Source organism: Pseudoalteromonas sp. SG43-8 (assembly GCF_014164245.1).
In the GTDB taxonomy this organism is placed as follows: domain Bacteria; phylum Pseudomonadota; class Gammaproteobacteria; order Enterobacterales; family Alteromonadaceae; genus Pseudoalteromonas; species Pseudoalteromonas distincta.
In genome coordinates this window covers 268719-293782 of the sequence record NZ_JACJEX010000005.1, presented here as the reverse complement: position 1 = coordinate 293782, position 25064 = coordinate 268719, and the positions used below count along the sequence as shown (strand labels likewise).

General features: G+C 39.4%; 20 protein-coding genes and 2 rRNA genes. 15 read left to right on the top strand and 7 right to left on the bottom strand.

The genetic code is table 11. The features are described from left to right. Window positions 1–2: 2 nt before the first annotated feature. The 3 genes from rrf (H5122_RS12370) (at window position 3) to glsB (ending at window position 1766) form a co-directional block, all read left to right on the top strand. Window positions 3–117 (top strand): 5S ribosomal RNA (gene rrf / locus H5122_RS12370). Between the two features lie 62 nt (window positions 118–179). Continuing rightward, window positions 180–294, top strand: a 5S ribosomal RNA gene (rrf, locus tag H5122_RS12365). A gap of 548 nt (window positions 295–842) precedes the next feature. Further along, window positions 843–1766, top strand: coding sequence for a glutaminase B (glsB, locus tag H5122_RS12360; RefSeq protein WP_002961081.1), 924 nt, complete (start codon window positions 843–845; stop codon window positions 1764–1766). A gap of 36 nt (window positions 1767–1802) precedes the next feature. On the opposite strand, the gene H5122_RS12355 is transcribed toward glsB, so the two are convergent. Next, a complete protein-coding gene (locus H5122_RS12355; RefSeq protein ID WP_024597413.1) occupies window positions 1803–3107 on the bottom strand; it encodes an inosine/guanosine kinase in 1305 nt (434 codons plus the stop codon). A 178-nt stretch (window positions 3108–3285) separates the two neighbouring features. On the opposite strand from H5122_RS12355, the gene tadA reads away from it, so the two are divergent. After that, a complete protein-coding gene (tadA, locus tag H5122_RS12350) occupies window positions 3286–3801 on the top strand; it encodes a tRNA adenosine(34) deaminase TadA (protein ID WP_002961078.1) in 516 nt (171 codons plus the stop codon). A 2-nt stretch (window positions 3802–3803) separates the two neighbouring features. Here the strand turns inward: tadA and H5122_RS12345 are convergent, their stop codons facing one another. Both H5122_RS12345 and mltF read right to left on the bottom strand, forming a co-directional pair. Beyond that, window positions 3804–3971, bottom strand: coding sequence for a hypothetical protein (locus tag H5122_RS12345; RefSeq protein ID WP_002961076.1), 168 nt, complete (start codon window positions 3969–3971; stop codon window positions 3804–3806). Between the two features lie 164 nt (window positions 3972–4135). Continuing rightward, the gene (gene mltF / locus H5122_RS12340) at window positions 4136–5644 is read right to left on the bottom strand and encodes a membrane-bound lytic murein transglycosylase MltF (protein ID WP_182682145.1); all 1509 of its coding nucleotides are present in this window, start codon (window positions 5642–5644) and stop codon (window positions 4136–4138) included. Between the two features lie 211 nt (window positions 5645–5855). Between mltF and purL the strand changes: the two genes are divergently transcribed. The 4 genes from purL to H5122_RS12320 all read left to right on the top strand — a co-directional run bounded on the left by purL (window position 5856) and on the right by H5122_RS12320 (window position 13015). Then, window positions 5856–9746 (top strand): phosphoribosylformylglycinamidine synthase, encoded by a 3891-nt coding sequence (purL, locus tag H5122_RS12335; RefSeq protein ID WP_182682146.1) that lies wholly within the window; start codon window positions 5856–5858, stop codon window positions 9744–9746. A 277-nt stretch (window positions 9747–10023) separates the two neighbouring features. After that, the gene (locus H5122_RS12330) at window positions 10024–12474 is read left to right on the top strand and encodes a YdbH domain-containing protein (protein WP_182682147.1); all 2451 of its coding nucleotides are present in this window, start codon (window positions 10024–10026) and stop codon (window positions 12472–12474) included. A 2-nt stretch (window positions 12475–12476) separates the two neighbouring features. Further along, entirely contained in the window at window positions 12477–12674 is a 198-nt protein-coding gene (locus H5122_RS12325) for a YnbE family lipoprotein (protein ID WP_182682148.1), read from the top strand. Between the two features lie 11 nt (window positions 12675–12685). Next, window positions 12686–13015, top strand: coding sequence for a YdbL family protein (locus tag H5122_RS12320; RefSeq protein WP_002961068.1), 330 nt, complete (start codon window positions 12686–12688; stop codon window positions 13013–13015). Window positions 13016–13063: 48 nt separating this feature from the next. Here the strand turns inward: H5122_RS12320 and H5122_RS12315 are convergent, their stop codons facing one another. Beyond that, entirely contained in the window at window positions 13064–13612 is a 549-nt protein-coding gene (locus tag H5122_RS12315; protein WP_002961067.1) for a DUF1415 domain-containing protein, read from the bottom strand. Continuing rightward, window positions 13609–14892: a lipid IV(A) 3-deoxy-D-manno-octulosonic acid transferase gene (waaA, locus tag H5122_RS12310; RefSeq protein ID WP_182682149.1), complete on the bottom strand. Its 1284-nt coding sequence runs from the start codon at window positions 14890–14892 to the stop codon at window positions 13609–13611. The genes H5122_RS12315 and waaA overlap by 4 nt, the downstream gene beginning before the upstream one ends. A gap of 182 nt (window positions 14893–15074) precedes the next feature. Here waaA and H5122_RS12305 point away from each other — a divergent pair, with 182 nt between their 5' ends. Together H5122_RS12305 and hldE are read left to right on the top strand one after the other, a co-directional pair. Continuing rightward, window positions 15075–15665: an SIS domain-containing protein gene (locus H5122_RS12305; RefSeq protein WP_002961065.1), complete on the top strand. Its 591-nt coding sequence runs from the start codon at window positions 15075–15077 to the stop codon at window positions 15663–15665. Next, window positions 15665–17104, top strand: coding sequence for a bifunctional D-glycero-beta-D-manno-heptose-7-phosphate kinase/D-glycero-beta-D-manno-heptose 1-phosphate adenylyltransferase HldE (gene hldE, locus H5122_RS12300; RefSeq protein WP_182682150.1), 1440 nt, complete (start codon window positions 15665–15667; stop codon window positions 17102–17104). Before H5122_RS12305 ends, hldE begins: the two co-directional genes overlap by 1 nt. A gap of 248 nt (window positions 17105–17352) precedes the next feature. Here the strand turns inward: hldE and H5122_RS12295 are convergent, their stop codons facing one another. After that, window positions 17353–18858, bottom strand: a complete 1506-nt coding sequence (locus H5122_RS12295; protein ID WP_182682262.1) for a capsule assembly Wzi family protein — start codon at window positions 18856–18858, stop codon at window positions 17353–17355. Window positions 18859–19069: 211 nt separating this feature from the next. On the opposite strand from H5122_RS12295, the gene H5122_RS12290 reads away from it, so the two are divergent. Together H5122_RS12290 and H5122_RS12285 are read left to right on the top strand one after the other, a co-directional pair. After that, window positions 19070–20143 carry a glycosyltransferase gene (locus tag H5122_RS12290; protein ID WP_182682151.1) on the top strand — a complete coding sequence of 358 codons (1074 nt, stop codon included), beginning with the start codon at window positions 19070–19072 and terminating at the stop codon, window positions 20141–20143. After that, entirely contained in the window at window positions 20140–21225 is a 1086-nt protein-coding gene (locus tag H5122_RS12285; protein ID WP_182682152.1) for a glycosyltransferase, read from the top strand. Before H5122_RS12290 ends, H5122_RS12285 begins: the two co-directional genes overlap by 4 nt. Before the next feature lie 11 nt (window positions 21226–21236). Here H5122_RS12285 and H5122_RS12280 read toward each other — a convergent pair whose 3' ends face one another. Next, window positions 21237–21965 (bottom strand): 3-deoxy-D-manno-octulosonic acid kinase, encoded by a 729-nt coding sequence (locus tag H5122_RS12280; RefSeq protein ID WP_182682153.1) that lies wholly within the window; start codon window positions 21963–21965, stop codon window positions 21237–21239. 122 nt (window positions 21966–22087) lie between these two features. Here H5122_RS12280 and H5122_RS12275 point away from each other — a divergent pair, with 122 nt between their 5' ends. From H5122_RS12275 to H5122_RS12265, 3 genes are all read left to right on the top strand, one after another. Then, window positions 22088–23146, top strand: coding sequence for a glycosyltransferase family 9 protein (locus tag H5122_RS12275; protein ID WP_182682154.1), 1059 nt, complete (start codon window positions 22088–22090; stop codon window positions 23144–23146). Further along, entirely contained in the window at window positions 23146–23709 is a 564-nt protein-coding gene (gmhB, locus tag H5122_RS12270) for a D-glycero-beta-D-manno-heptose 1,7-bisphosphate 7-phosphatase (protein WP_182682155.1), read from the top strand. Before H5122_RS12275 ends, gmhB begins: the two co-directional genes overlap by 1 nt. A gap of 159 nt (window positions 23710–23868) precedes the next feature. Further along, on the top strand, window positions 23869–25062 hold the full coding sequence (locus H5122_RS12265) for a glycine C-acetyltransferase (protein ID WP_002961055.1): 1194 nt from the start codon (window positions 23869–23871) through the stop codon (window positions 25060–25062). Window positions 25063–25064 lie beyond the last annotated feature (2 nt).

Sequence of the window (25064 nt, the reverse complement as noted above, 5' to 3'; positions counted from 1 at the left end):
TGCTTGGTGACAATAGCGTTTTGGACCCACCTGACTCCATGCCGAACTCAGTAGTGAAACGAAACAGCGCCGATGATAGTGTAGCATTTGCTATGTGAAAGTAGGACATTACCAGGCTTCAAATTCAGTCGAAGGACTTTAACCTTAATAATTAAAATAAGAAAATTGAAAAGAATTTTCTTGGTGACAATAGCGTTTTGGACCCACCTGATCCCATGCCGAACTCAGTAGTGAAACGAAACAGCGCCGATGATAGTGTAGCATTTGCTATGTGAAAGTAGGACATTACCAGGATTTAATTAAGAGAAACCCGTTACAGTAATGTGACGGGTTTTTTGCTTTTTTGAATTTTGTAAATAGTCCATGCCGAACTCCGTGGCGAAATAAAATAGTTCTAAGGCGAGCCCCGCAGGAGGACGCCCCGACACAAAGATAGTGTAGCATTTGCTATGTGCCTCTCCACCGCTGTGGCACTACGACATTACCAGGATTTAATTAAGAGAAACCCGTTACAGTAATGTGACGGGTTTTTTGCTTTTTTGAATTTTGTAAATAGTCCATGCCGAACTCAGTGGCGAAATAAAATAGTTCTAAGGCGAGCCCCGCAGAAGGACGCCCCGACACAAAGATAGTGTAGCATTTGCTATGTGACTCTCTACCGCTGTGGGCAGTACGACATTACTAGGATTTAATTAAGAGAAACCCGTTACAGCAATGTGACGGTTTTTTTGCTTTTTAAAATTAAGAAAAACATCCCCCTTTAAATTCAACAACAAAACTAGTTGCGTCTATTCGCGCGTGCTAAAATCCAATTTTTATGAATGATGATATAGAGGTCTAGTTTGCCTACAGCTGATTACCAAAAGGTGCTTGATGAAATAGCACATGAAGTACGCCCTTTATTATCACAAGGAAAAGTAGCTGATTATATACCGGCCCTTGCAGAGGTCGATCCTGAGCAATTTTCTATCGCTATTTATACAACTGATGGTAAAACTGTATGTGCGGGGGATTGCTCTCAACGTTTTACCATTCAGTCTGTTTCAAAAGTTATGACACTTACTATGGCACTGCAACGTTATGGTGATGAACTTTGGCATCGAGTTGGAAAGGAGCCTTCAGGTACTGCCTTTAATTCGCTTACACAGCTTGAGTTTGAAAAAGGGATTCCTCGTAACCCTTTCATAAATGCAGGCGCAATTGTAACGTGTGATGCGTTATACAGCCGCTTATCTGCACCAATGCACTCTATGCTCGAGACCTTTAGGTTATTAGCTGGTAATAGAGGGATAGTGATTGATAAAAAAGTCGCTAATTCTGAGTATGAATTTAGGCATCGTAATGCGGCTATGGCACATTTAATGAAGTCGTTTGGTAATTTCGAAAATGAAGTCGATGATGTTTTATGGTCTTACTTTAACTTTTGTTCTATTGAGCTCAACTGTATTGAATTAGCCAAAGCTTATAATTTTTTAGCAAATAAAGGTGTTGATAATCGATCGGGCGATCGTGTTTTAAGTAGCCGTCAAAATAAGCAGCTTAATTCGCTATTATTTACCAGTGGCTTATACGATGCTGCGGGGGATTTTGGTTACAGAGTGGGTATGCCAGGTAAGTCGGGAGTATCAGGGACTATTTTAGCCGTGTTACCAAATAAGTTTACGGTAGCTGTTTATTCTCCGGGACTTAATTCGTTTGGTAATTCGGTTGCAGGAATTGCGGCGCTGGAACTGCTATCTAAAAAGCTCGATATTTCTATTTTTTAGGAAGCTGATAGGGAGCAATGATTGCTCCCACCGTTATTATTGTTCCCAATAAACCTGTTCTAAGCAGTCTTCGCGTTCTGGTAAACCGCGAGATAAACGAGGAGAGTGCTGAACTAACACTTCATAACTAGCTCGGTTAGCATATTTACTAATTTGCGATAGTGACGAGTAAGTAATAGCTTGTTGCTGATGCTTAGCTGAGTTTGCCACGTTAAGTTTATGATAAACATTCGCTGATAAGTCATGTAGCACAGCCGCTAAAGCACAATCGCCTGCACCATTGGTGTTTTTGATTGAGTCAGGTCCACCCATAAATGGGGCTGTATGACTATATGCTCTGATAGGCTCATCACACTGGGTTTTACGCATAGCACGTGAAAATTCGTATCGATTAAAATCAGGTATTGCTCCTGGTAATAACGGATACTCGGTTTCACGCTTTAAGCTTTCGTCTACGTAGCCGGCCATAAATAAGCCTTTTTCGCCAGCGGTGCAAATTACCAAATCTACCCAATCAAGTGCTTTATCAGCAGCTAGAAGAGGGTCTTCAAAACCTGTAATAGCTAACCCTTCTTCTTCGTTCATAGCAAGAATATCAACATGCTTTTCAACAAAGTTTGCCCACCAGGTCGGGTCTTGTTCAATTAAGAATTTAGTTCCGAGTGTAAGAACAACTGGCACACCTGCATCATTAGCGTATTTTACCGCTTGCATAGTCGCTTCAGTCATCGTTTCACTACCTTGCGTACGCATGAGGTAGGCACTGATCACTAATGCTGATGAATTTTCAATAAGGTTTTTATCGATAGATTCAGGACGTAAGTGATTCATTAGGCCTGCACTTATTGCAAAAGTACGCTCACCGGTTTCATCAATTAATGTAAAACAACGACCTATAGGCCCATCTACTGGTTGAAGATAGTTTAAATCTACACGGCTTGAGGTATTACATAAAAAGCGGTAAGCATAGCTACCTATTTTTATATTTTCGCTCATTACGCCTAATAAAACTGAGCGATCATCTGCAAGTACAGAGTAGTTGTGCATAGTGTTACCAATGGTCCCACCGGCAAACTCAAAATCAACCATATCGTTTAATTTTAAACGATCGTATAAGGCGTTCGTTATGTCGCTATCAATAACTTGTGACATACCTCTACGTAGTTGAAATTCGTCAAGGAAAGCTTGATCAACTTTTGCCTCTATATCAACAACGATCTGGTCGATACCCGTAATATAACTACGTTGTAATCGCTCTGTTGCGTTAAGTTGATTGGTAAGTGGATCTTTGGCTTCCACTGGAAAATAATGTTTATGCCTGCGGCGTCCAGGAAATTTCATTTGCTACCCGTGTTGTGAGCTAAATAAAAAAAGCGTGAGATTATAGCGTAAATCCACACGAGTGAGCCATTACAAACAGGTAAATATCGTTTTATTTTTGCAATAAAGTAATGAATGACGCACTTTAGAGTGCTAACTAGGTATAATTACAGCATAAAAAGTTATTTAAGTAGAAAGAATGAACGAGCCATTTAATGATTCCTACTGGATGGAGCAAGCGCTTTTGTATGCAAAGCAAGCAGAGTTGCTTGATGAAATTCCTGTTGGAGCGATTGTAGTCAAAGATAACCAGCTAATTTCAGTGGGGTACAACCGTTCAATAACGGATAACGACCCATCAGCCCATGCGGAAATGATTGCAGTGCGAGAAGCTGGAAAAGTACTTAATAATTACCGCTTAATTGATTGCACACTATATGTAACGTTAGAGCCTTGCTCTATGTGTGCAGGACTGTTGGTGCATAGCAGAATAAAGCGTTTAGTATTTGGTGCCCTCGATGCTAAAACAGGGTCTGCAGGTTCAATTATGAACTTATTACAAGAGCCGAGGTTAAATCATCAAGTAGAGGTATGCGGTGGTGTTTTAGCACAACAGTGTGGTGATACTATTTCGAATTTTTTTAAGCGTAGAAGAGCGCAAATTAAAGCAGCTAAGAAAGCTGCTCGTGATGAACAAATAAATAAACCTAGCTAAAGTTAACTAGCGATTGGCTCTATTTCTGTTTCAGCCATTTGCTGCATAGCAAACATTCGGCGGCGCCAGATGATTTTTTTGTGCAGTTTTCTTAGCATAACACGACGACGTGTGGCTGTTGAATAAATCACATTGCGTTTTAATTTTTGTGTGCGTCTACGTTTTAGCATGTTTTCTCCTAATGCAAGAGTGAGAAAGGCGCAGGGTATATCTTATAAAATAATAATATACAAGTAATACACATTAGTGATCATTTGATGACAAGTAAACAGATATTTAATTTACTTAAATTTTGCTTACTGGCTTACTCAAAAAACTGATACCTATACAAATCTTAGTTATTGTTTTCACTCGGTTGTTCGGGCTCAATTATAGGCTGTTGTTTTTCTGTTTGCGCTTCATCTTTGTTACTTTTTTTGTCACTTTCTTCATTTAGCTTTGGCTCGGTATCAGTGCTCTGCTCTGTGATTGGTTCTGGTTCAGGTTCTACAGCAATAGCATTATTCTCATCTAGCCAAACAAGTGCATCGTAATAGCGACGAATATTATCAACATATTTAACCGCTACATCGCCACGCGCATAACCATAGCGAGTTTTACGGTAATAGCGCTTTTTAATTAACAGCGGTAAGCGTTTTTTTACATCAGCCCATTTATCAGGGCTTGCGCCTTGCTGCTCGGTAATTATACGCGCGTCGTTAACGTGCCCCCAACCTACATTGTAAGCCGCTAGTGCAAGCCATGTTCTATCAGGTTGAGGAATTCTATCAGGAATACGCTTAATCAGTTTACTTAAATACTTACCACCACCGCGAATATTTTGCTCTGGCTCTAAGCGGTTGGTAACACCTACTTGTTTTGCTGTACTGCGGGTTAGCATCATAATACCGCGAACGCCTGTTGGCGATTTAGCGCGAGGATTCCACATAGATTCTTGATAGCTAAGTGCCGCTAATAAACGCCAATCAAGGCTACCAGCATATTGTTCAAACCATGGTTGGTATGTTGGTAAGGTTTCTTTGATAGCTTCGATATAAGCAAGGGTATTTACATAGTTAAATTGGCGCACGTGGCCAAAGTATTTTTCTTCAAGTACGTAGAGCTGATTACTCTGTTTTATATCGCCAAAAAATGGCACTAATAAGGAGTATAAAGAATCATCTTTTGATTTATTAAGTATCCATGCAATCGGGTCGTTATGACTAACAGAAAAACCGATACTTAAATTTGGATGATAACGGCGAAACAGCGATAGCGTATGTGTATCAGCGAGTGTGTAATCTATTTCGCCATCAATAACCGCTTGAAGTAGTTCTTCTTCATCAAACTCTTCGCTTTCTATCCAAGTAAGATCTGGATTGTTTTTTTTCATTTTTTGCAGAGTAAGCGAATGACTACTTTTAGCGATAACAGTAAAGTTGCCATCTAAGTCGGCAAACTCTCGAGGACGAACACGTCCTTGCTTATAAACTAATTTTTGGCTGATTGTTCTGTAAGTTGGTCCATAGCGGTATTGCTCTGCACGGGTTTTATTATAGGTAAGTCCTGAGGCAATTAAATCTAAATCACCGCTTTCAAGGCGTTCAAACATATCGGATAAGTTAAAAAATGGCACTATTTCAAGCTCTACACCTAGATATTCAGCAAATGCTTGAGATAGCTCATATTCAAAGCCTTGTTCACCTTGAACGGCTTGATAATAATTACTAGCACTTGCAAGTGTACCCACACGTATTTTGTTTTGTTCTTTTATTTGGGCGAGTTGAGTTGGCTGCTCTTGCATATCACATGCACATAACAGCATAACTAAAGTAATGATTATTATTAGTTTTTCTTTGAACATTGAGTGCCCCTTAAGCTCGCCAACCACCGTTATAGCAAAACTAAGCTATCGCGTCACTTTACCTTTTATTTTATTAACCAAAAGAGGCTATAAATAAAGCTAAAAAGTTAATTTTATGAAAAGCGTAATTTTGAGTTAAATCTGAATGCTAATTGGACTATAATGCGTGCCTAAAATATCGTTCAATCCCTAACCCCGGATGAAATTACCTATGTTGATCCTTCGTGGTGCACCAGCACTTTCAGAGTTCAGAGTTAATAAAATTTTAGCGCGTTGCCAACAATCGCAACTTCCAGTCACTAACGTATACGCCGAGTATGCTCACTTTGCCGATTTAACATCGCCGTTGAGTAGCTCTGAGCAAACAAAGCTTGAAAAACTATTAACTTACGGTCCAACTATTGCTGAGCATACCCCAGCTGGCAAACTTGTACTTGTTACACCTCGCCCAGGTACCATTTCACCTTGGGCATCTAAAGCTACCGACATCGCCCACAACTGTGGTTTAAAGCAGGTTCACCGTGTTGAACGCGGTATTGCTTATTATGTTGAAGGTGATTTAAACGCAGAACAACTTGTACAAGTAACTGCGTTATTGCACGACCGCATGACTGAAGCCACACACAATGAACTTGAAGATGCGGCTCAGCTGTTTCGCAGTGATGCCCCACGCCAAATGTCGTCTGTCGATATTTTAGGTGGTGGACGCGAAGCATTAGTAATAGCCAATGTTGAGCAAGGCTTTGCGCTTGCTGATGACGAAATAGACTATTTAGTAGAAAATTTTACAAAGTTAGGACGTAACCCTAACGACATCGAATTGTTTATGTTTGCACAAGCGAACTCAGAGCATTGTCGCCATAAAATATTTAATGCTGACTGGACAATCGATGGTAAAGAGCAGCCAAAATCGCTGTTTAAAATGATTAAAAATACGTTTGAGCTAAATCCTGAAAATGTATTGTCGGCGTATAAAGATAACGCGGCAGTAATGAAAGGCTCAAAAGCGGGTCGCTTCTTCCCAAATGCGCAAGGTGAATATGCGTATCATCAAGAAGACATTGAAATACTAATGAAAGTTGAAACGCATAACCACCCAACAGCTATTGCGCCATTCTCAGGTGCTGCTACAGGTTCTGGTGGTGAGATTCGCGATGAAGGCGCAACTGGTCGTGGTTCTAAGCCAAAAGCAGGCTTAGTTGGCTTTACTGTATCAAATTTACGTATTCCAGGTTACGAGCAACCGTGGGAAAGCGATTTTGGTAAGCCGGGTCGTATTGTAAACGCACTTGATATAATGACAGAAGGTCCACTAGGTGGTGCTGCATTTAATAATGAGTTTGGTCGTCCTAACTTGTTAGGCTATTTCCGTACTTACGAAGAAAAAGTAACAAGCCATAATGGTGAAGAAGTGCGTGGTTACCATAAACCAATTATGCTTGCCGGTGGTTTAGGCAATATTCGCTCTGATCATGTTCAAAAAGGCGATATTCCTGTTGGCGCTAAGTTAATTGCGCTAGGCGGACCTGCAATGAACATTGGTTTAGGCGGTGGTGCTGCATCAAGTATGGCCTCTGGTCAGTCAAACGAAGATTTAGACTTTGCTTCAGTACAGCGCGAAAACCCAGAAATGGAACGTCGTTGCCAAGAAGTTATCGATAAATGTTGGCAGCTTGGTGACGAAAACCCAATTGCATTCATCCATGATGTAGGTGCCGGTGGTTTATCTAACGCGTTTCCTGAGCTTGTTAATGATGGCGGACGTGGTGGTAAGTTTCAATTACGTAGCATCCCTAACGATGAGCCAGGCATGGCACCACACGAAATTTGGTGTAATGAATCACAAGAGCGTTATGTACTCGCTGTTGGCGTAGAGGACTTTGACCGCTTTGAAGCAATTTGTAAGCGCGAACGTGCCCAGTACGCTGTTATTGGTGAAGCAACAGCGGAACCTCACTTAACAGTGTCAGACAGCCACTTTGAAAATAACCCTGTTGATTTGCCGCTGGACGTATTATTAGGTAAAGCACCTAAAATGCACCGCGATGTAACGTCAAAGCAAGTTGTTGGCAAGGCGCTTGATATCACATCAATAAATGCAGCAGATGCAGCGCAGCGCTTAATGCGTTTACCAACCATTGCAGAAAAAACATTCTTAATAACAATCGGCGATCGCTCAGTTACGGGTTTAGTAGCACGCGACCAAATGGTTGGTCCTTGGCAAGTACCTGTTGCTAACTGTGCTGTAACTGCGGCAACGTATGATACTTACCACGGTGAAGCTATGTCACTCGGTGAGCGTACTCCGGCTGCATTACTTAATTACGGTGCATCTGCTCGTTTAGCTGTGGCAGAGTCGTTAACTAATATTGCTTGTGCAAATATTGGTAGCCTTGAAAACATTAAGTTATCGGCAAACTGGATGGCAGCAGCGGGTCACCCAGGTGAAGATGCTGGTTTATATGAAGCTGTTAAAGCCGTAGGCGAAGAGCTTTGCCCTGCGCTTGGTTTAACTATTCCAGTGGGTAAAGATTCTATGTCGATGAAAACGACATGGAAAGATGAAGGTGACTCACAAGAGAAATCAGTAACATCGCCGCTTTCACTGGTTATAACTGCATTTGGTCGTGTTGACGACGTACGTAAAACAGTAACTCCACAACTACGCACAGATAAAGGCGATACATCGCTTATATTAGTTGATTTAGGTGCGGGTAAAAACCGCATGGGCGCATCAAGCCTTGCACAAGTTTATAAGCAATTAGGTGATGTAACCCCTGATGTTGATAGCCCTGAGTTATTAAAAGGCTTCTATAACGCAATGCAAGCACTTGTGGCTGATAGTAAGTTACTTGCTTATCATGACCGCTCAGACGGTGGCTTATTTACCACAGTAGCTGAAATGGCGTTTACGGGTCATACCGGTGTAACGGTTGATTTAGCAGCTTTAACAGGTTCTGACATTGAAGCGCTTTATAACGAAGAGCTAGGTGCGGTAATTCAAGTTGCGAATGCTGATTTAGATGCAGTAAATGCGGTGTTTGAACAACATGGTATAGCAGCCATTAGTCACAATATTGGCACGCTTAACAGTGACGATACGATTATGTTTCACCGTGGCGAAAATACGGTACTTAATCATACGCGTACTGAGCTTCGTACTATTTGGGCTGAAACAACGTATCAAATGCAAGCACGCCGTGATAACCCTGAGTGTGCTAAGCAAGAGTTTGATGCTAAATTTGATGCAAAAGATCCAGGCTTAAACGTAAAACTTAACTTTGATTTAAACGAAGATATAGCTGCACCATACATTGCAACCGGTGCTAAACCGCAAATGGCTATTTTACGTGAGCAGGGTGTTAACTCTCATTTAGAAATGGCGGCAGCGTTTAATCGCGCAGGTTTTGCAGCCGTTGATGTACACATGAGCGACATTTTAGAAGGTCGTTTAACACTAGAGCAATTTAAAGGTTTAGTGGCCTGTGGTGGTTTCTCATACGGTGACGTACTTGGTGCAGGTGAAGGTTGGGCTAAGTCTATTTTGTTTAACGACATGGCACGCGATCAGTTCCAAAACTTTTTCCACCGTGAAGATACTTTCAGCTTAGGTGTATGTAACGGTTGCCAAATGTTATCAACGTTAAAAGAGTTGATCCCTGGTACTGAACATTGGCCGCGCTTTGTAACTAATAAATCAGAGCGTTTTGAAGCACGCTTTAGTTTAGTAGAAATACAAGAGAATCCGTCTGTGTTCTTTAACGGAATGGCTGGCTCGCGTATGCCAATTGCAGTTTCTCATGGTGAAGGTCATGCTGAGTTTGCAAACGATGCAGCTACTAAAGCGGCGCTTGATAGCGGCACTGTAGCGGTTAAATTTGTAGATAACTACGGTAACCCTACAACGCAGTACCCAGCTAACCCTAATGGTTCTCCAGAAGGTATTACCGGTATTACGTCAACTGATGGTCGCGCCACTGTAATGATGCCGCATCCAGAACGTGTATTCAGAAGCGTTGCCAACTCTTGGCACCCAGATGAGTGGCTCGAGGATAGCCCGTGGATGCGTATGTTCCGTAACGCACGTAAAAACGTAGGTTAATTATATTTACGTTTATACAAGTTAGATTCATAATCTTACTGTAAAATAAAAAAGGCTGCATTGTGCAGCCTTTTTTGATTATACCAATCTGCTTATATATGGGGTCTATTTAACGTTAAGAAAATTACGCTAGAACTAGGCAAAAGTTTTTATATCTAGTTGTTCTAAATAAAAAACTTTTAACGACGTTATAGTGCAATTTAATTCGTTAAATTGATCAAAGATTTATGCAGGTTGGTATTAGTATAGCTAAAAGCACAAAGCATTTAAGGATAGTATGTTTAAGCGAATTGGTTTAATTGTTGGCGTTTTATTGCTAAGTACCTTGCTGCTTAGTTATGTATTTCGTTTACCTTTATTACAGTGGGTTATAGCGCCTGAGCTCGAAAAAGCGGGTGTCACATTAAACTGCTTTGATTTTTCAATAACGTCTGAACTAAATATTCATGCTGATAAAGTGTGTGTAAATTATCAAAATCAACAATTACAACTTACTGGTATTACTGCAAATACAAAGCGTGTAGATATTGAAAATGCAGTGCTAACAGTTAATCCACTCCCTAAAAGTGATAATGCTAATCAGCTTGCTAAAAATCTCGATTTAGCACTTCCCTTAAATCGCCCATTAATCAATATTAAACAGCTTGTAGTAAAAAGTGATGAGCTCAATAAGCCACTTAAAATAAGCATATTAGAACCCAAACTAAATAAATTTAATGTCTCAGGTGATATAAACGCAAGTGCAATTTTGACTGCTAATAAAGTAAGTGGTCAGTTTGAAATTAATGACACTTTTTTAAAGCACGTTATAAACACTAAAAATACATTAATAGCAGGTTTTAACTTTAATACTCAGCAAGCATTTAGCTTTGATGGTATAGAACTTAAGTTAAATGGCGATATTAGCTCCCAGTTTACTCACACGTATGAGCAGTGCAAAGTTAACGTATTAACCACTGGTAAATTGGCGACGCGTTTTAATTTAAATAGCCAAGCGTTAATGTTTAATACCGATTTGCTTAATAACAAAATTAATTTAACACCAAGCTGTACTGAGTTAATTCCACCAAGTGAATATGCAGGCTTTATTAGCAAACAAGTTCCTTTAAATTGGCAACTTAAACTCCCTCAATCAATTCGCTTAAAGAGTAGTGAGTTGAGGGTACCTGCAATTAATTTGTTAAGCGTGGGCGATAAGCAATTTGATTTTTTAATAACTGATACAACACTAAATATTACATCTCCATTTAAAGACTTACAGTCAACTTTATCAGCTCAAATAAATACACCCGATATAAATAATATTAACGTTAATGCTCAGTTATCTGGCGCTGCGATTAAAGGCGATTACGCCGTTATGCTTGAAAATTTACCTGAGTTTGTACCCGCAACAGCGGATGGGCTTAGCCTTAGTGGTCACTTTAATATAAGTGAGTTTATAGACTTAAAACCCATTGGGCTTATAAATGCTAAATTAACGCTTAATAGTGTAGATGCGTTTGATATAAGTGCAGTGCAATACCAAGGTGATTTAACTGCAAAAATGGATAAACAGTTAAACACAGAAGTAACGTTAACGCAGCAATTAAAAAGCGCAGAATATAAAGAATTTAAAGTCACAGATATAAGTAACACATTAACAGCAAATGCTAATTTAGGCGTAGGTGAGTTATTTGCTGATCTAACAGCAAAAACCAATATAAAGGCTGTTAATAGCCCCGACATAAAACTTAATAATATAAAAGTAGAGTCTACGGGCTTGCAAAGCCGTGCACTAAAAGCCACGCATCACGCATTTATAAATAATGTTGAGTTAGTGATAAATCATCATATGTCGTCGCAAGCTCATCCATTTGAAGTGGTTATTCCTGAACAAAGTGCGCTGCCGTTAAATGCGTTTATTAGTCAATTTGAGCCACTTGCACAGTTAACAGAGGGCGAATTTAATGGCTATATTAGTGGCGATATAAACTTACAAAATGCACTGTTCAATATAGGGATTAGTCATACAAGTGCATTGTATAACGATTACCTTGCGAGTGATTTAAGCAGTACATTTAGCGGGGAATATAATTCAGGTAAGCTTAATGTAAAACCAACTACCTTTAATTTAAATGAATTTAGAGCCGGTGCCGTAGTTAAAACTATTAAAGGTCAATGGCAAGTTAATAACAATACCGCGCTTATAAATGATGTAAAAGGAAGTGTGTTTGGTGGCGAGTTTTCATTAGATAGCTACACAGTAGGGAAGCCAAACCAAGTTGCTAATGTTAAGTTTGAAAATATTGATGCAAGCAAACTTGTTACACTCGACGATAAGTCGGGCATTGTATTAACGGGACGCTTGGCGGGGTCTTTACCGGTTCACTTTGATAGTGGAAAAATTGAAATAATTGACGGAAGCTTATTTAGCCAAGGAACAGGTAATTTAAAAATTACCAATAATGCCGCTTTTGATTCAGTAATGCAGCAACAGCAAGAGTTACAACCTGTGTTAGGGTTATTAACTAATTTAGATATTCAAAAACTTAATAGCAGTGTGGCACTAAAAAATGATGGTTGGTTAAAACTAGGGGTTAATTTGCAAGGCTATAATAAAGCAGAGCAGCAGCAGGTTAACTTTAATTATAACCACGAAGAAAACGTATTTACACTTTTACGCGCACTACGTTTAAGTGACGAAATTACACAAAAAGTTGAGCAACAATACTCACAAAAAGGAAACTAATAATGAGACAGCCGTTATTGATAAAAGTACTGCTCGCACTGAGTGCTATTAGTGCACTCAGTGCTTGCACGCATCGTGTTGAGGTGTCTGCTAAAGAGCCCATTACTATTAATTTAAATGTGAAGGTCGATCACGAAATTCGCGTAAAAGTAGATAAAGAACTCGACAATTTATTTAGTGACGACAGTGAGTTATTTTAAGGAGCTAGAACATGAATACGAAGAAAAAATTAAACATTATTACGTTAGTTAGTGCAGTATGTATGTCGTTCTCTGCGTGGGCTATTAGCCTTGATGACGCTAAAAACCAAGGTCTAGTAGGTGAAGATAGCTCTGGTTATTTAGGGCTTGTTGTACAAAACGCAGAAGCAAAAGCCGTTGTTGATGATATAAATGCAAAGCGTAAAGCGCAATATTTAAAGCTCGCTAAAAAGAATAACTTGTCGCTTTCACAAGTTGAAGCACTTGCTGCCGCTAAAACAATTGAAAAAACCCAAAGTGGTCATTACGTTGAAGTAAATGGTAACTGGGTTAAAAAATAAGCGTTTGTTATTGTCTTGTTCTGCACAAACCAAAATAAAACCGAGCATTTAAGCGCTCGGTTTTTTACAGCCTTCAAGTAACTGCTGCCAAAAATCAATCCCCTTACGTCTTGCTAGGTTTATATTATGCTCAGGAATAGATTCAGGCTCGTTATAACTATCAAGTGCTTCGCTCATACTTGCTTCGCGGATTAAGTGCAATGTAGGAAAGGGCGCTCTATTTGTGTAGTTTGCGGCATCGGTTTCATCACTGTCAGCAAATACGTAGTCAGGATGAAAATTAGCGATTTGATACTTACCTTCAAAGCCTTGCGCGACTAAAAGTGCATTAGCTAAATCGACCAAGTCTAAAAAGTCTTCAAAGTCACTAAAGCCGTTGTCAAACATGATAAGGGTTGTTTCGCGCTCTGGTTCACGGTCAAGCTCAACACATTGCTCAAGCATATCCATTACAGCATCATCCATACTCGTTGCTGAGCTTACTATGTAATGAATACAGTTATTTTCTACTTCTTTTCGAGCAAACGGGCAAAAGTTATATTTAACAATAACAGATGACACCCATTCGCGGGTTTGGCTTATAGCTATGTTGGTCACGGTTTTGGCTCTAAATATTGATTAATAATGGTAAGTGTTTTTTGTATAGCACCTTGGTTTTTAGTTACGCATTGCGCAGCTTTAATACCTAAGGTTTGGCATGCTTTTGTGTTTTGGCTAAACGTTATAAGCTGCTTTGCGAGTTCGTCGTTACTATCAACCACTACAGCACCTTTGAGCTTTGTTAGCTCGGGATAAACATGGTCAAAATTGTATGTGTGTGGACCTGTTATTACACCTACCGAAAACGCTGCTGATTCCAGTGGGTTATGCCCACCTCTGCGAATTAAGCTGCCACCAATAAAGCTCACATTTGCAGCGCCATATAAACACTGTAATTCACCAAGCGTATCAGCAAGGAGTATTTGCTCATTATTATAGTTATTTTGGCTACGACGGCTAAAGCTAAGTGGGCTTTGCGTTAAAAGCTCTGCCACTTTGTCAAATTGCTCTGGATGGCGCGGGGCAATTATAAGTAATGCGTTCGGTTGCTTTTTTAGTAACTCTTGATGGGCTGAAAGTACCAGCTCATGCTCAACAGGATGTGTTGAGCCTGCCACCCACACAAAGCGTTCATTACTACTATAAAGCTGTTTAAGGTTGAGTACTTTAGCTAGTTGCTCTTCACTTGGTGTTATATCAAATTTTATTGAGCCTGTTACATGGCTTTTTGAAGCTTCAAGACCAAGTTCAATAAAGCGTTTAGCATCTGTTTTATTGTGACTCGCAAGTACCGTAATTGAGCGCATAATAATATGCGTTAATTTAGCGACCTTTTGATAGCCCTGCTGCGACTTTTCAGAGAGTCTTGCATTGATGACAAGTACTGGTATGTTTTTTTTGTGGCTTATCGCCATTAAATTTGGCCATAGCTCGGTTTCTAAAATACATAATGCTTGTGGCTTTATACGCTTTAAAAATCGAGCCGTTGCAAACGGGAAATCGATTGGTAAATAGCTACACGCTACAGTATTTTTAAACTGGCTAAGTATTTGCTCTCTGCCTGTTGGAGTATTACAGGTTATAAGTATATTTAAATTTGGATGCACTTTTTGCAAAGCTTTAATAAGTGGCGTTGCGGCAACTACCTCACCAACAGAAGCACAATGAAAAACTAAAGGTTTAGTTTTAACCGTAAATAAAGACTTACTGACAAACCCAAAGCGCTCTTTAAAGTGTGCACGATAGCCTTGGTTTTTTTTACCTCGTAAAATATAGAGATAAAATACAATCAGTGGGCTAATAATAATTAATGCGAATGAGTAAAAAATGCGTGCCATACTGATCTTTCTTAAAGGGAAGTGGCGTTAGTTTACCGTGAAATAGCCGTTTTCTAAACAGACTCGTTATAAAATATGGTCTGGGTTCAGTTATAACCCGATAAAATACACACAATTAAATAAAATTATGGAATAATGAATTTAATTTTTCCTGCCATTTCAGTTCCAAGAGGAATTTTTTCATGTCAATTATCGATTCAGTGGCAACTAGCTACGTTGAAACATTAAACCGTCATCAGGCATTATTTGAAACGATGGAGGCTTATCATCAAGAATCTATGCAATTGTTAGAAGCATGCCATAGTGCATTACAAGCTGGTGGCAAGATTGTTTGGTTTGGTAACGGTGGTAGTGCAGCAGATGCACAGCATTTAGCAGCAGAATTTGTAGTGCGTTATAAATTAGAACGTGGTCCGCTTGCTTCAATGGCATTGACCACCGACACCTCAATTTTAACAGCGCACAGCAACGATTATCACTTTGATACGGTGTTTGAACGCCAAGTTCAAGCGTTATGTAAGCCAGAAGATTTAGTTATTGGTTTAACCACATCAGGTACTAGTAACAATATTAATTTAGCATTGGAAGCTGCAAATAAACTAGGCGCTTTTACTGTGGCATTAACTGGGCGTGATGGCGGTAAAGTAAAAGATATTGCTAAGTTACCTATTATTATAAAAAATGACGAAACAGCACGTATTCAAGAAGCTCACATGTTTATAGGTCACTGGTTATGTGAAGCCATGGATATGGTTGTTGCGGAGCAGCAGTAATGGATTTATCGTTATTAAAAAACTTATCAGCGGCACGAATATTAGTTGTTGGCGATGTAATGCTAGACCGCTATTGGTATGGTGATACAGGTCGCATTTCGCCAGAAGCACCAGTACCGGTTGTTAAAGTGAGTAAATTTGAAGACAAAGCGGGCGGTGCAGCTAACGTTGCAAAAAATATAGCGCGGTTAGATGCAAAAGTTGGCTTATTGGGTTTAATTGGTGAGGACGAAAGCGGGCAGATTTTAGAGACCATCCTAAAAGGTGAAAAAATAAGCTCACAATTAGTGAGTGTATGTGATTTACCGACTATTTCAAAAATGCGTGTTATTAGCCGCCACCAACAATTGGTTCGACTTGATTTAGAAGAAATGTTTACTGAGCAACATAGCCAGCTTTTATTAAACCGCTTAGAGCTTGTACTTGATGAATATGACTTTATTGTGTTCTCTGATTACAGCAAAGGATCTTTAAGCTTAATTAAAGAGATGATAAGCCTTGCTAAGGGCGCCGGAAAAACGGTTTTAATTGACCCTAAATCGCCAGACTTACACTTATACGAAGGTGCTGATTACATTACACCTAACTTACACGAGTTTAAGTTAGCGGGTGGTCAAACCGATTCAGAAGAGGCTTTAGCAGCAAGTGCGCGTGATTTAATTAGCAAAAATGGCATTAAAGCTATGTTGCTTACGCGTTCTGAGCAAGGTATGTCGCTTATTAGTGCAGATGAAAAATTTGATTTTGCAGCGCAAGAGCTTGAAGTAAGCGATGTAACCGGGGCCGGTGATACGGTTATAGCTACACTCGCGGTTATGCTTGGTGCGGGCATGGAACCTAAAGATGCTGTCGAAATTGCTAATTTAGCCGCAGGTATCGTTGTGAGTAAGTTTGGGGCTGCAACTGTCTCGCCAGAAGAGCTAAGCCGCAAGCTTGGTCAGTATTTACATACTACGGGTGAGCATTACCAAACACCATTTGATGATGTACTTCAGCATATTGAATTTGCAAAACAAAACGGCGAAACCATTGTATTCACTAATGGCTGTTTTGATATTTTACACGCCGGGCATGTACGTTATTTAGCGCAAGCTAAAGCACGAGGCGATAGACTCGTTGTTGGATTAAATAATGATGAATCAATTACGCGTTTAAAAGGGGCAGAACGTCCTATTAACCCACTAGATGAGCGTGCGATGGTACTTAGCGCACTTTCATCAGTTGATTGGGTTATTCCGTTTGGTAGCTTAGATGAAAACGATACTCCCGCTAAATTAATTGAGCAAATAAGCCCTGATATTTTAGTTAAAGGTGGAGATTACACTGTAGATCAAATAGCGGGTGCTGAGCATGTACTTCGCCATGGCGGAAAAGTTGAAGTGCTTGAATTTTTAGATGGGTGTTCAACATCAAAAGTAATTAGTAAAATTAAACAGTAATACCAATTTTATTAAAAACATGATCATTCTAGTGTATTAAATAGCTCACTAACTACGTTAAAAATTATTTATATAGAACAACTATGTATCATAATTTTAGCCTTGTTATTGAGCTGTTTTCTTATCGCTATAATAGAACACTAATTTAATGCAATTGGTATAATTACTGATTTAAGTTTGCTTAAAAAATACAAAAAAGGGATGAAAACAGTGTTTTCATCCCTTTTTATTTTTAATAAAGTAACTTACTAAAAATTTAATTCATACTTAGCAAATGCTGATGTATCGTTTTCAGCACCGTCATTGTTAGATGCAAAAGCACCTAAAGTGACTCGCCCTCCCATAGAAAGCATTCTATAACGAAGTTCTAATTGCTTACTATTAAAGCCTGTTTTAGTAATAGTGTTACCTAAGTCTGGATTGTTAGGATAAAGGTCACGGTTATCGCTGTTGTAATCAACACTGCGTAATTTTACCTGCCAATCGTCTCCATTAGATAATTGACCTAACAGGGTTAAAACAACTGACTGTGCATCGTTATCATAAGTAGAGCCAATAGTGCGACCGTGGTAACGGTAACCCGATTTGTAATCTGAATGCTCATAGTAACAATTTTCAACTATTGATTCAGCTTGACATGAAACACCTGTGTCTATGTACTCTACATTTATTAATAAGTTTTGATCATATACACGTTGTGTTGTCTGTACACCAAATAAGTAGGCTCTATCAGCGGGTTTAAATTGTGAACTGGCATCTTCGCCAATCGTACTGGCATAAACAGCATAAGGTTGGTTGAAAAGTGTATCTGACCAGCGAATATCTATGCCAGCTAATTGATTACCTATTTTTGACTCTAATTGGCTATCGCAACTAACATTGCCATCAATACATGCTGTTTGCCCAGTTATGACATCAATAAAATCACCCGCAGAGCCTGGTTGGCCGTCTCCTGCCCATTGTGCAGACCAGCTAACAGCAATTTCTAATTGTTGTATTGGGCGTATATTTAATCTACTGCTCCAAAGTAAAGCATCAGGAATTACACGTGTAGACTCAAGTTTAGCCATTTGTGCGGTAAAGCCCCATTGACCAATCCAGCTTAACCATGGTGTTTCAAAAGCAGTACTTTTTTCTCTGGTTACACTTAGTGCAGGTAAAGGTTTCGCATTACCAGACATAATTAAGCTGTTATCAACACCAGGGCCCCAAAATTGCTCAACAGCACCGGCTCTAAAAATCCAGTTACCTAAACGGTAAGCTAAGTAACTATCGTCAAGCGAGGTATCGTTACAATCAGTTAAAGCTTGCTCATCGGTAACTATATCGTCAGTCGTTTTTCCATCAACTAAACATTTTTTACCGTCGCTTCTGTAATTTATAGCTACTTTAGCTGCAAAGTTATCGCCTAAATAAGCGTAAGCTGCTGAAAGCTCTGTTTCTTGTGTATTTGTTGCACCAAAGCTTGTTGCTATGATCGGATCTGTGGCTGCAAAAGCAGATAATTGAAGACTATGCGAGCTGCTATTTTCTGATTTATATCGATGCTTAACGCGAAGTAAAGCATCTTGCAAGCTTGGAGATAATTGCTCAAGCGGCATGCTTTGCACATCACTTATAAAACTTTTCCACATAAGCGGATAGGTAGTTACAGGAGCTAAAATAACACCAGCATCAGCTAATTGTTGAATATCAGCTTTAAGACCGTAATCATCGGGTTTTACCCATGGTTCAGCATTAACTGACGCGCTCATAGCGCAAAAAAGAGTAGAAAGTAGAAAAATTCTGTTTCGCAAAGTTCAGATCCTTGTGATTTAGATTGCGGCTAAGTTTATCAACCTAAGCTTGTTATTGCAGTAAATAATCAAATTTATAGAGCTAATTTAATATATTAAAATGTAACCTAGCTATCGTAATAAGTATCTGATTGGTATACTGGAGTTCAAATAGGAAATTGAGAATGTAATGAGCAACAAACGACTTTTATTTATTCCCGTATCATCACCAGAAGGCATTGGTGAATATATGCGCTCGTTGTTGTTGGCTCAAAGTTTAAAGGCAGAACTTACTGATTCTCTCGATATTCACTTCATACTAAACAAGCATACAAGCTACGCAAAAAAGTGTCCTTTTGAAGCCACATTGCTTGAACACTCAGCGACTAAAGAGCTTGATTCTGTTTGCGACTTTATAGAGCAATTTAAACCTGACGTCGTTGTTTTTGATTGTGCAGGACGTGCAGGGCATATGAAAGCGGCTAAAAAAGTAGGCGCTAAAGTTATATTTATTTCTCAGCATGCAAAAAAACGCGCTAAGGGATTGAAGCTAAACAGGATTAATTTGATTGATACACATTGGGTTGTACAGCCTGATTATTGTATTGAGCCACTTACATGGGCTGAAAGTGCGAAGTTAGACATGTTTCCCTTGGCACCCCCTCGTAATGTAGGCCCTTTTGTTGTATTTGCTTCTTGTGAGCAAAAACGTGATGTTTTAAATCGCTACAACTTAGTATCTGATGGCTATTTTATTGTTAATGCGGGTTCTGGCGGGCATATATTAAATAATCTTAATTGTGCTGAGGTTTACTTTAAAGCCGCGCTTAAAATTACTAAGCATACTGGGTTAAAAGCAGTTGTTGTGTTTGGTGCAAATTATAATAAAGCAATTCCTAAAAGTGATGAGGTTACTTGTTTATCAAGCCTGCAAGGAACCGAATTTTTGGCATTAATGAGCCAAGCTAAAGTCGCATTACTTAGTGGTGGAGATACTTTATTGCAAGCAATTGCAGTTCAAACCCCTGTTGTGGCATGTGCTATCTCAAAAGATCAAAATACACGTTTGGATCATTGCGTTAATGCAGGTGTTGTAATAAAAGCAAATCTTGATATTGATGAAATTACAACGAAAATAGCTCAAGTTATTACCGAGCCTTTTTATAGTGAATTTATTGGTAAATATAAGCAACTCGATAGCACACATAGCTTCGACGTGATCACTACTGGCATAAAAAATATGCTTGTAGGAGATCGCTTATGAATATAGTGATTGTAATTGATTCACTAGTAGGTGGTGGTGCTGAAAAAGTAATGCTTACTTTGGCTGAAAAAATGGCGAAACTACAGCACAATGTCACTATATTATCTCTTGCGAGCAACGCTGAGTATGACATTCCTGATATAGTTAAAGTTGATAGCCTTTTTCCTGATAGAGCATCTAAAGTAGATAGATTCTGGCAGCGAAAAAATAGTATTTTGCGATTAGAAGCGTGGTTTGAAAAAAAACAAAGCGAGATTAGCAATATTGATCTAGTGCTTTCTAACCTTGATAGAAGTAATAACTTGCTCGCGCTTAGTAATATCAAAAATGTTCATTTTGTTATTCACAACTCAGTTAATGCAGAACTTGCCCGTCAAAAAAAGTTAGGTCCATTTTCATATTTATACCTTAAAAAAAGTAAGCAAAACTTAAATGGTAAATCACTTATTTGCGTATCAAAGGGTGTTGAAAAAGAAATAACACAAGGGGATTTAATTAACCCAAGTGCAATCGCGACTATTTATAACCCGTTCGATTTTGAAAAAATAAACCAACAAGCAAATGAGAAAAATAACGACATCCCAAATGAGCCTTACTTAATTCATGTAGGAAGGCTCGCCAAACAAAAACGCCACGATATATTATTTGCAGCATTTGCAAAGCTTGATAAAAAATACAAGTTAGTCCTTTTATGTAATAAACCTGCAAAAGCGTTAAAGCTTGCACAGCAATATGGCATAGATAAACAGTTAGTAGTGCCTGGATTTCAACAAAACCCGTACAACTGGATTCAGCATGCCAAAGCTTTAGTTTTGAGCTCTGATTTTGAAGGGCTGCCAACGGTATTAATTGAGGCTTTAGCGGTGGGTACTCCGGTAGTTAGCACTAATTGTACATTTGGACCAAGCGAGATATTAACAGGCGAGCTGTGTAAATATTTAGTACCCGCTGGACAAAGTGAGGCATTAGCCAATGCCGTTAAGCAGGTGCTAGCAGATAAGCCAAATGTGGAAAACGCAGATATTCTAAAACAAGTACAGGCAGAGCAGGTTGCTCTGCAGTATTTAGCATTGGCTAATTAACTTATATTAGGTTAACTGATATTGGCGAGCGCTTTGAGGTAGTTGCTGTGCAGAGTTTGCCAGTCACTCGCTAGCCAATTGAATGGCTTGTTTCGACCTTGTTCCTTTAAAAATGAGCGCTCAAGGCGTGCCATATTACTTTGTTGCCACTGTGGGTTCGGCGCTCTTATTTCACCTCTATCAAAGTCGATAATATACACATCACCAGTATCATCAAACAATATGTTATTAATGTTTAAATCGGCGTGATACACACCTTTTGAATGAAATAGCGCGATTGTTTTCGCAATGCGTTCCAACTCATCGTTAGTCAAAGAGCGTTCAATTAATATATCGAGTACACTTTTAGCGCCTTTAACAGCCTCGGTAATAATATCACCACGGTAAATTAATCCGCTGTGGGTTACTTTAGCTGCAACAGGGGTTGGTACGTTTAAACCAAGCTCTATAAGCTTACTCATTAAGCTAAACTCTTTAAATACGCGGGTTTGTTCAAGTCCTGGGTATAAATATTGATCGCTTAGCAATTTACCCACTAAGCCACCGCGCCAATAATGCCTAAGTACGGCTGTTAATTCGTCTTGCTTAAAAAACCACGCAGTTGCTCGACCTTTTTTAGCGCCCACAATTTTATTTTGTTGTTGCCAATAATTTGCATCAAACCAATCGAGGGTAATTTGGCTTGTGTATTTAGGGTGGCTTAATAGCGTGTGATTGCCTTGCACGTGTTGTTTAAACATAGCTCTGTGTAATTGCTAAATAATGAGTCTATATTAGCGCGTTTTAAAGCGCAGGATAAGTGCTTGCAATAGCGTGATTATAATTTAAGATCGGCTTTTGTATTTAATACCTAAGGGAATGTGTGACTCAAGCTCCTAATTATTCATCTATTTGTATATTAAGACTCTCAGCCATTGGTGACGTATGTCATGCTGTGAGTGCAGTACAAGCTATTCAAAAGGCACACCCGAATGCAAAAATCACCTGGGTAATTGGCAAAATAGAAGCCATGTTACTTGCTGACTTACCGGGTGTTGAGCTGGTGGTATTTGATAAAAAGCAAGGCAAAGCAGCGCTTAAAAGCTTAAAGCAACGCTTCAACAACCAAAAATTTGATGTGCTTCTTAATATGCAAGTTGCATTAAGGGCTGGGTTTGTAGCGCGTTGTATTCCTGCAAAAGTAAAAGTAGGGTTCGATTGGGCACGTTCAAAAGAATTGCACAGCTTATTTATTAATAAACGAATAGACCCACAAGCCCAGGCGCATGTGCTTGAAGGCTTTAAAGGTTTTGCAAAAGCCATTGGTGTTTCTGATTATAAACCGAGTTGGGACATGCCATACACCGAGCAAGACCAAGCGGTTGCAGATGAGTTATTAACATCAGAATACCTAACTAATAAACTATTAGTAATATCGCCCGCAGCTAGTAAAGCGCAGCGTAATTGGCTCGCTGATCGTTATGCCACATTGGCTGATTATGCAAGCGAGCAAGGCTTTAAGGTGGTATTGACGGGTGGCCCAACAGAGCTTGAAATTAACCTAGCAAATAGCGTTATTGAGCACAGCAACACGCCTATTTTAAATTTAGTAGGTAAAACAAAACTCAAAGAGTTGTTGTGCGTGTTAAAGCGTGGCAGCTTAGTGCTTGCGCCCGATACGGGTCCTGCGCATATGGCAGTAACAGTTGGTACGCCGGTTATTGGTTTATATGCACATTCAAATCCAGCACGCACAGGTCCTTATTTATATCAAGACTACGTGGTAGAGGTTTATCATCAAAACTTGTTTAAGCAAACAGGTAAAACGGCTGAGCAAGTCTCGTGGGGGACACGCGTAAAAGGCGATGATTTAATGAGCCAAATTACAGTTGATGATGTAAAAGCGATGTTTGACCATGTTGTACAAAAAGAGTCTTTGTAATGAATGCACAACAAAAAAATAAAGCGCTTTTTTTAGACCGAGATGGCGTGGTAAATATTGATCATGGTTATGTGTATCAAAGCGATAAATTTGAATTTATTGACGGTGTTTTTAGTACTTGTAAAACATTTTATGATGCAGGCTATAAAATCATAATCGTCACTAATCAATCTGGAATTGGTCGAGGTTATTACACCGAAGCTGATTTTTTAGCACTGACCGAGTGGATGAAAGACCAGTTTAGTGCCCACAGCATTGCAGTTACCGATGTGTATTTTTGCCCGCATCACCCTAAAAAAGCGGGCCCTGAATATTTGAAAGAGTGCAGTTGCAGAAAGCCTGCGCCAGGTATGTTATTACAAGGCATACAAGAGCATAATATCGACCCTGCTTGCAGTATTATGGTGGGCGATAAACTCAGTGATATGCAGGCTGCGAAAAAAGCAGGGATCACTACACGTGTTTTAGTGCGTTCAGGGCAAAGCTTTGACGAAAGCGCTAAGCAAGAAGCTGATTTAATTATCGATTCTATAAGTAGTTTACCTGCACTTTTAAACACATAAATAAACAGCCTGTAAACTGGCAGGAATTCCTTCCAACTTAGGGTGTTTGCGACGAACTGCAAACCGTGCATTTTACCCATTAAACTTTTACAATACCCCGCATAATAAACAGCCGTGAAAGTGCGGTTGTTTACCCGTTCAAATAGATGGAGAACCTAGATGAGAGCATCTGCTTTTTTTAGCCAGTTACAACAGCAAATTGAAGACGTAAAAACCGAAGGTTTGTATAAAAACGAACGTATTATTAAGTCCCAACAGCAAGCTCAAATCGAAGTTGCATCAGGTAAAGTAATCAACTTTTGTGCTAATAACTACTTAGGTTTAGCTAATAGCCCAGAGTTAATTGAAGCGGCGCAAAATGGTTTAAATAATCATGGTTTTGGTGTGGCTTCAGTACGTTTTATTTGTGGCACGCAAGATATCCATAAAACACTAGAGCAAAAAATAAGTGCGTTTTTAGAAACAGAAGATACTATTTTATATTCTTCATGTTTTGACGCAAATACAGGGTTGTTTGAAACTATTTTAGGCGCAGAAGACGCTATTATTTCTGATTCATTAAATCATGCATCAATTATTGACGGTGTACGTTTATGTAAAGCTAAACGTTTTCGTTATGCAAATAACGACATGGCTGATCTTGAGAAGCAACTTATTGCAGCAGACGAAGCCGGTGCTAAAACTAAACTAATTGCTACCGATGGCGTGTTTTCTATGGACGGCGTTATTTGTAATTTAGAAGCTGTGTGCGACTTAGCCGATAAATATGATGCGCTTGTAATGGTAGATGACTCTCACGCAGTTGGCTTTGTTGGCGAAAACGGTAAGGGTACACCTGAGTACTGTAATGTATTAGACCGTGTAGATATTATCACCGGTACATTAGGTAAGGCGCTGGGCGGTGCTTCAGGTGGTTATACATCAGGTAAAAAAGAAATTGTTGAATGGTTACGTCAGCGTTCACGCCCATACTTGTTCTCAAACTCATTAGCGCCTTCAATTGTTACTGCATCAATTAAAGTACTTGAAATGCTAGAAAATGGCGGTGAGCTTCGCGCTAAACTTTGGTCAAATGCTAAATATTTCCGTGAGCAAATGGAAGCTGCTGGTTTTACGTGTGCAGGTAAAGATCATGCAATTATCCCCGTAATGCTAGGAGATGCCAAAGTAGCCTCGTTAATGGCTGATAAATTACTTGCTGAAGGCATTTACGTAACCGGTTTTTCATTCCCTGTAGTACCAAAAGGGCAAGCGCGTATTCGTACACAAATTTCAGCGGCACATAGTATTGAGCAACTCGATACAGCTATTGATGCATTTACCCGTATTGGTAAAGAAATGGGCGTTATTTAATT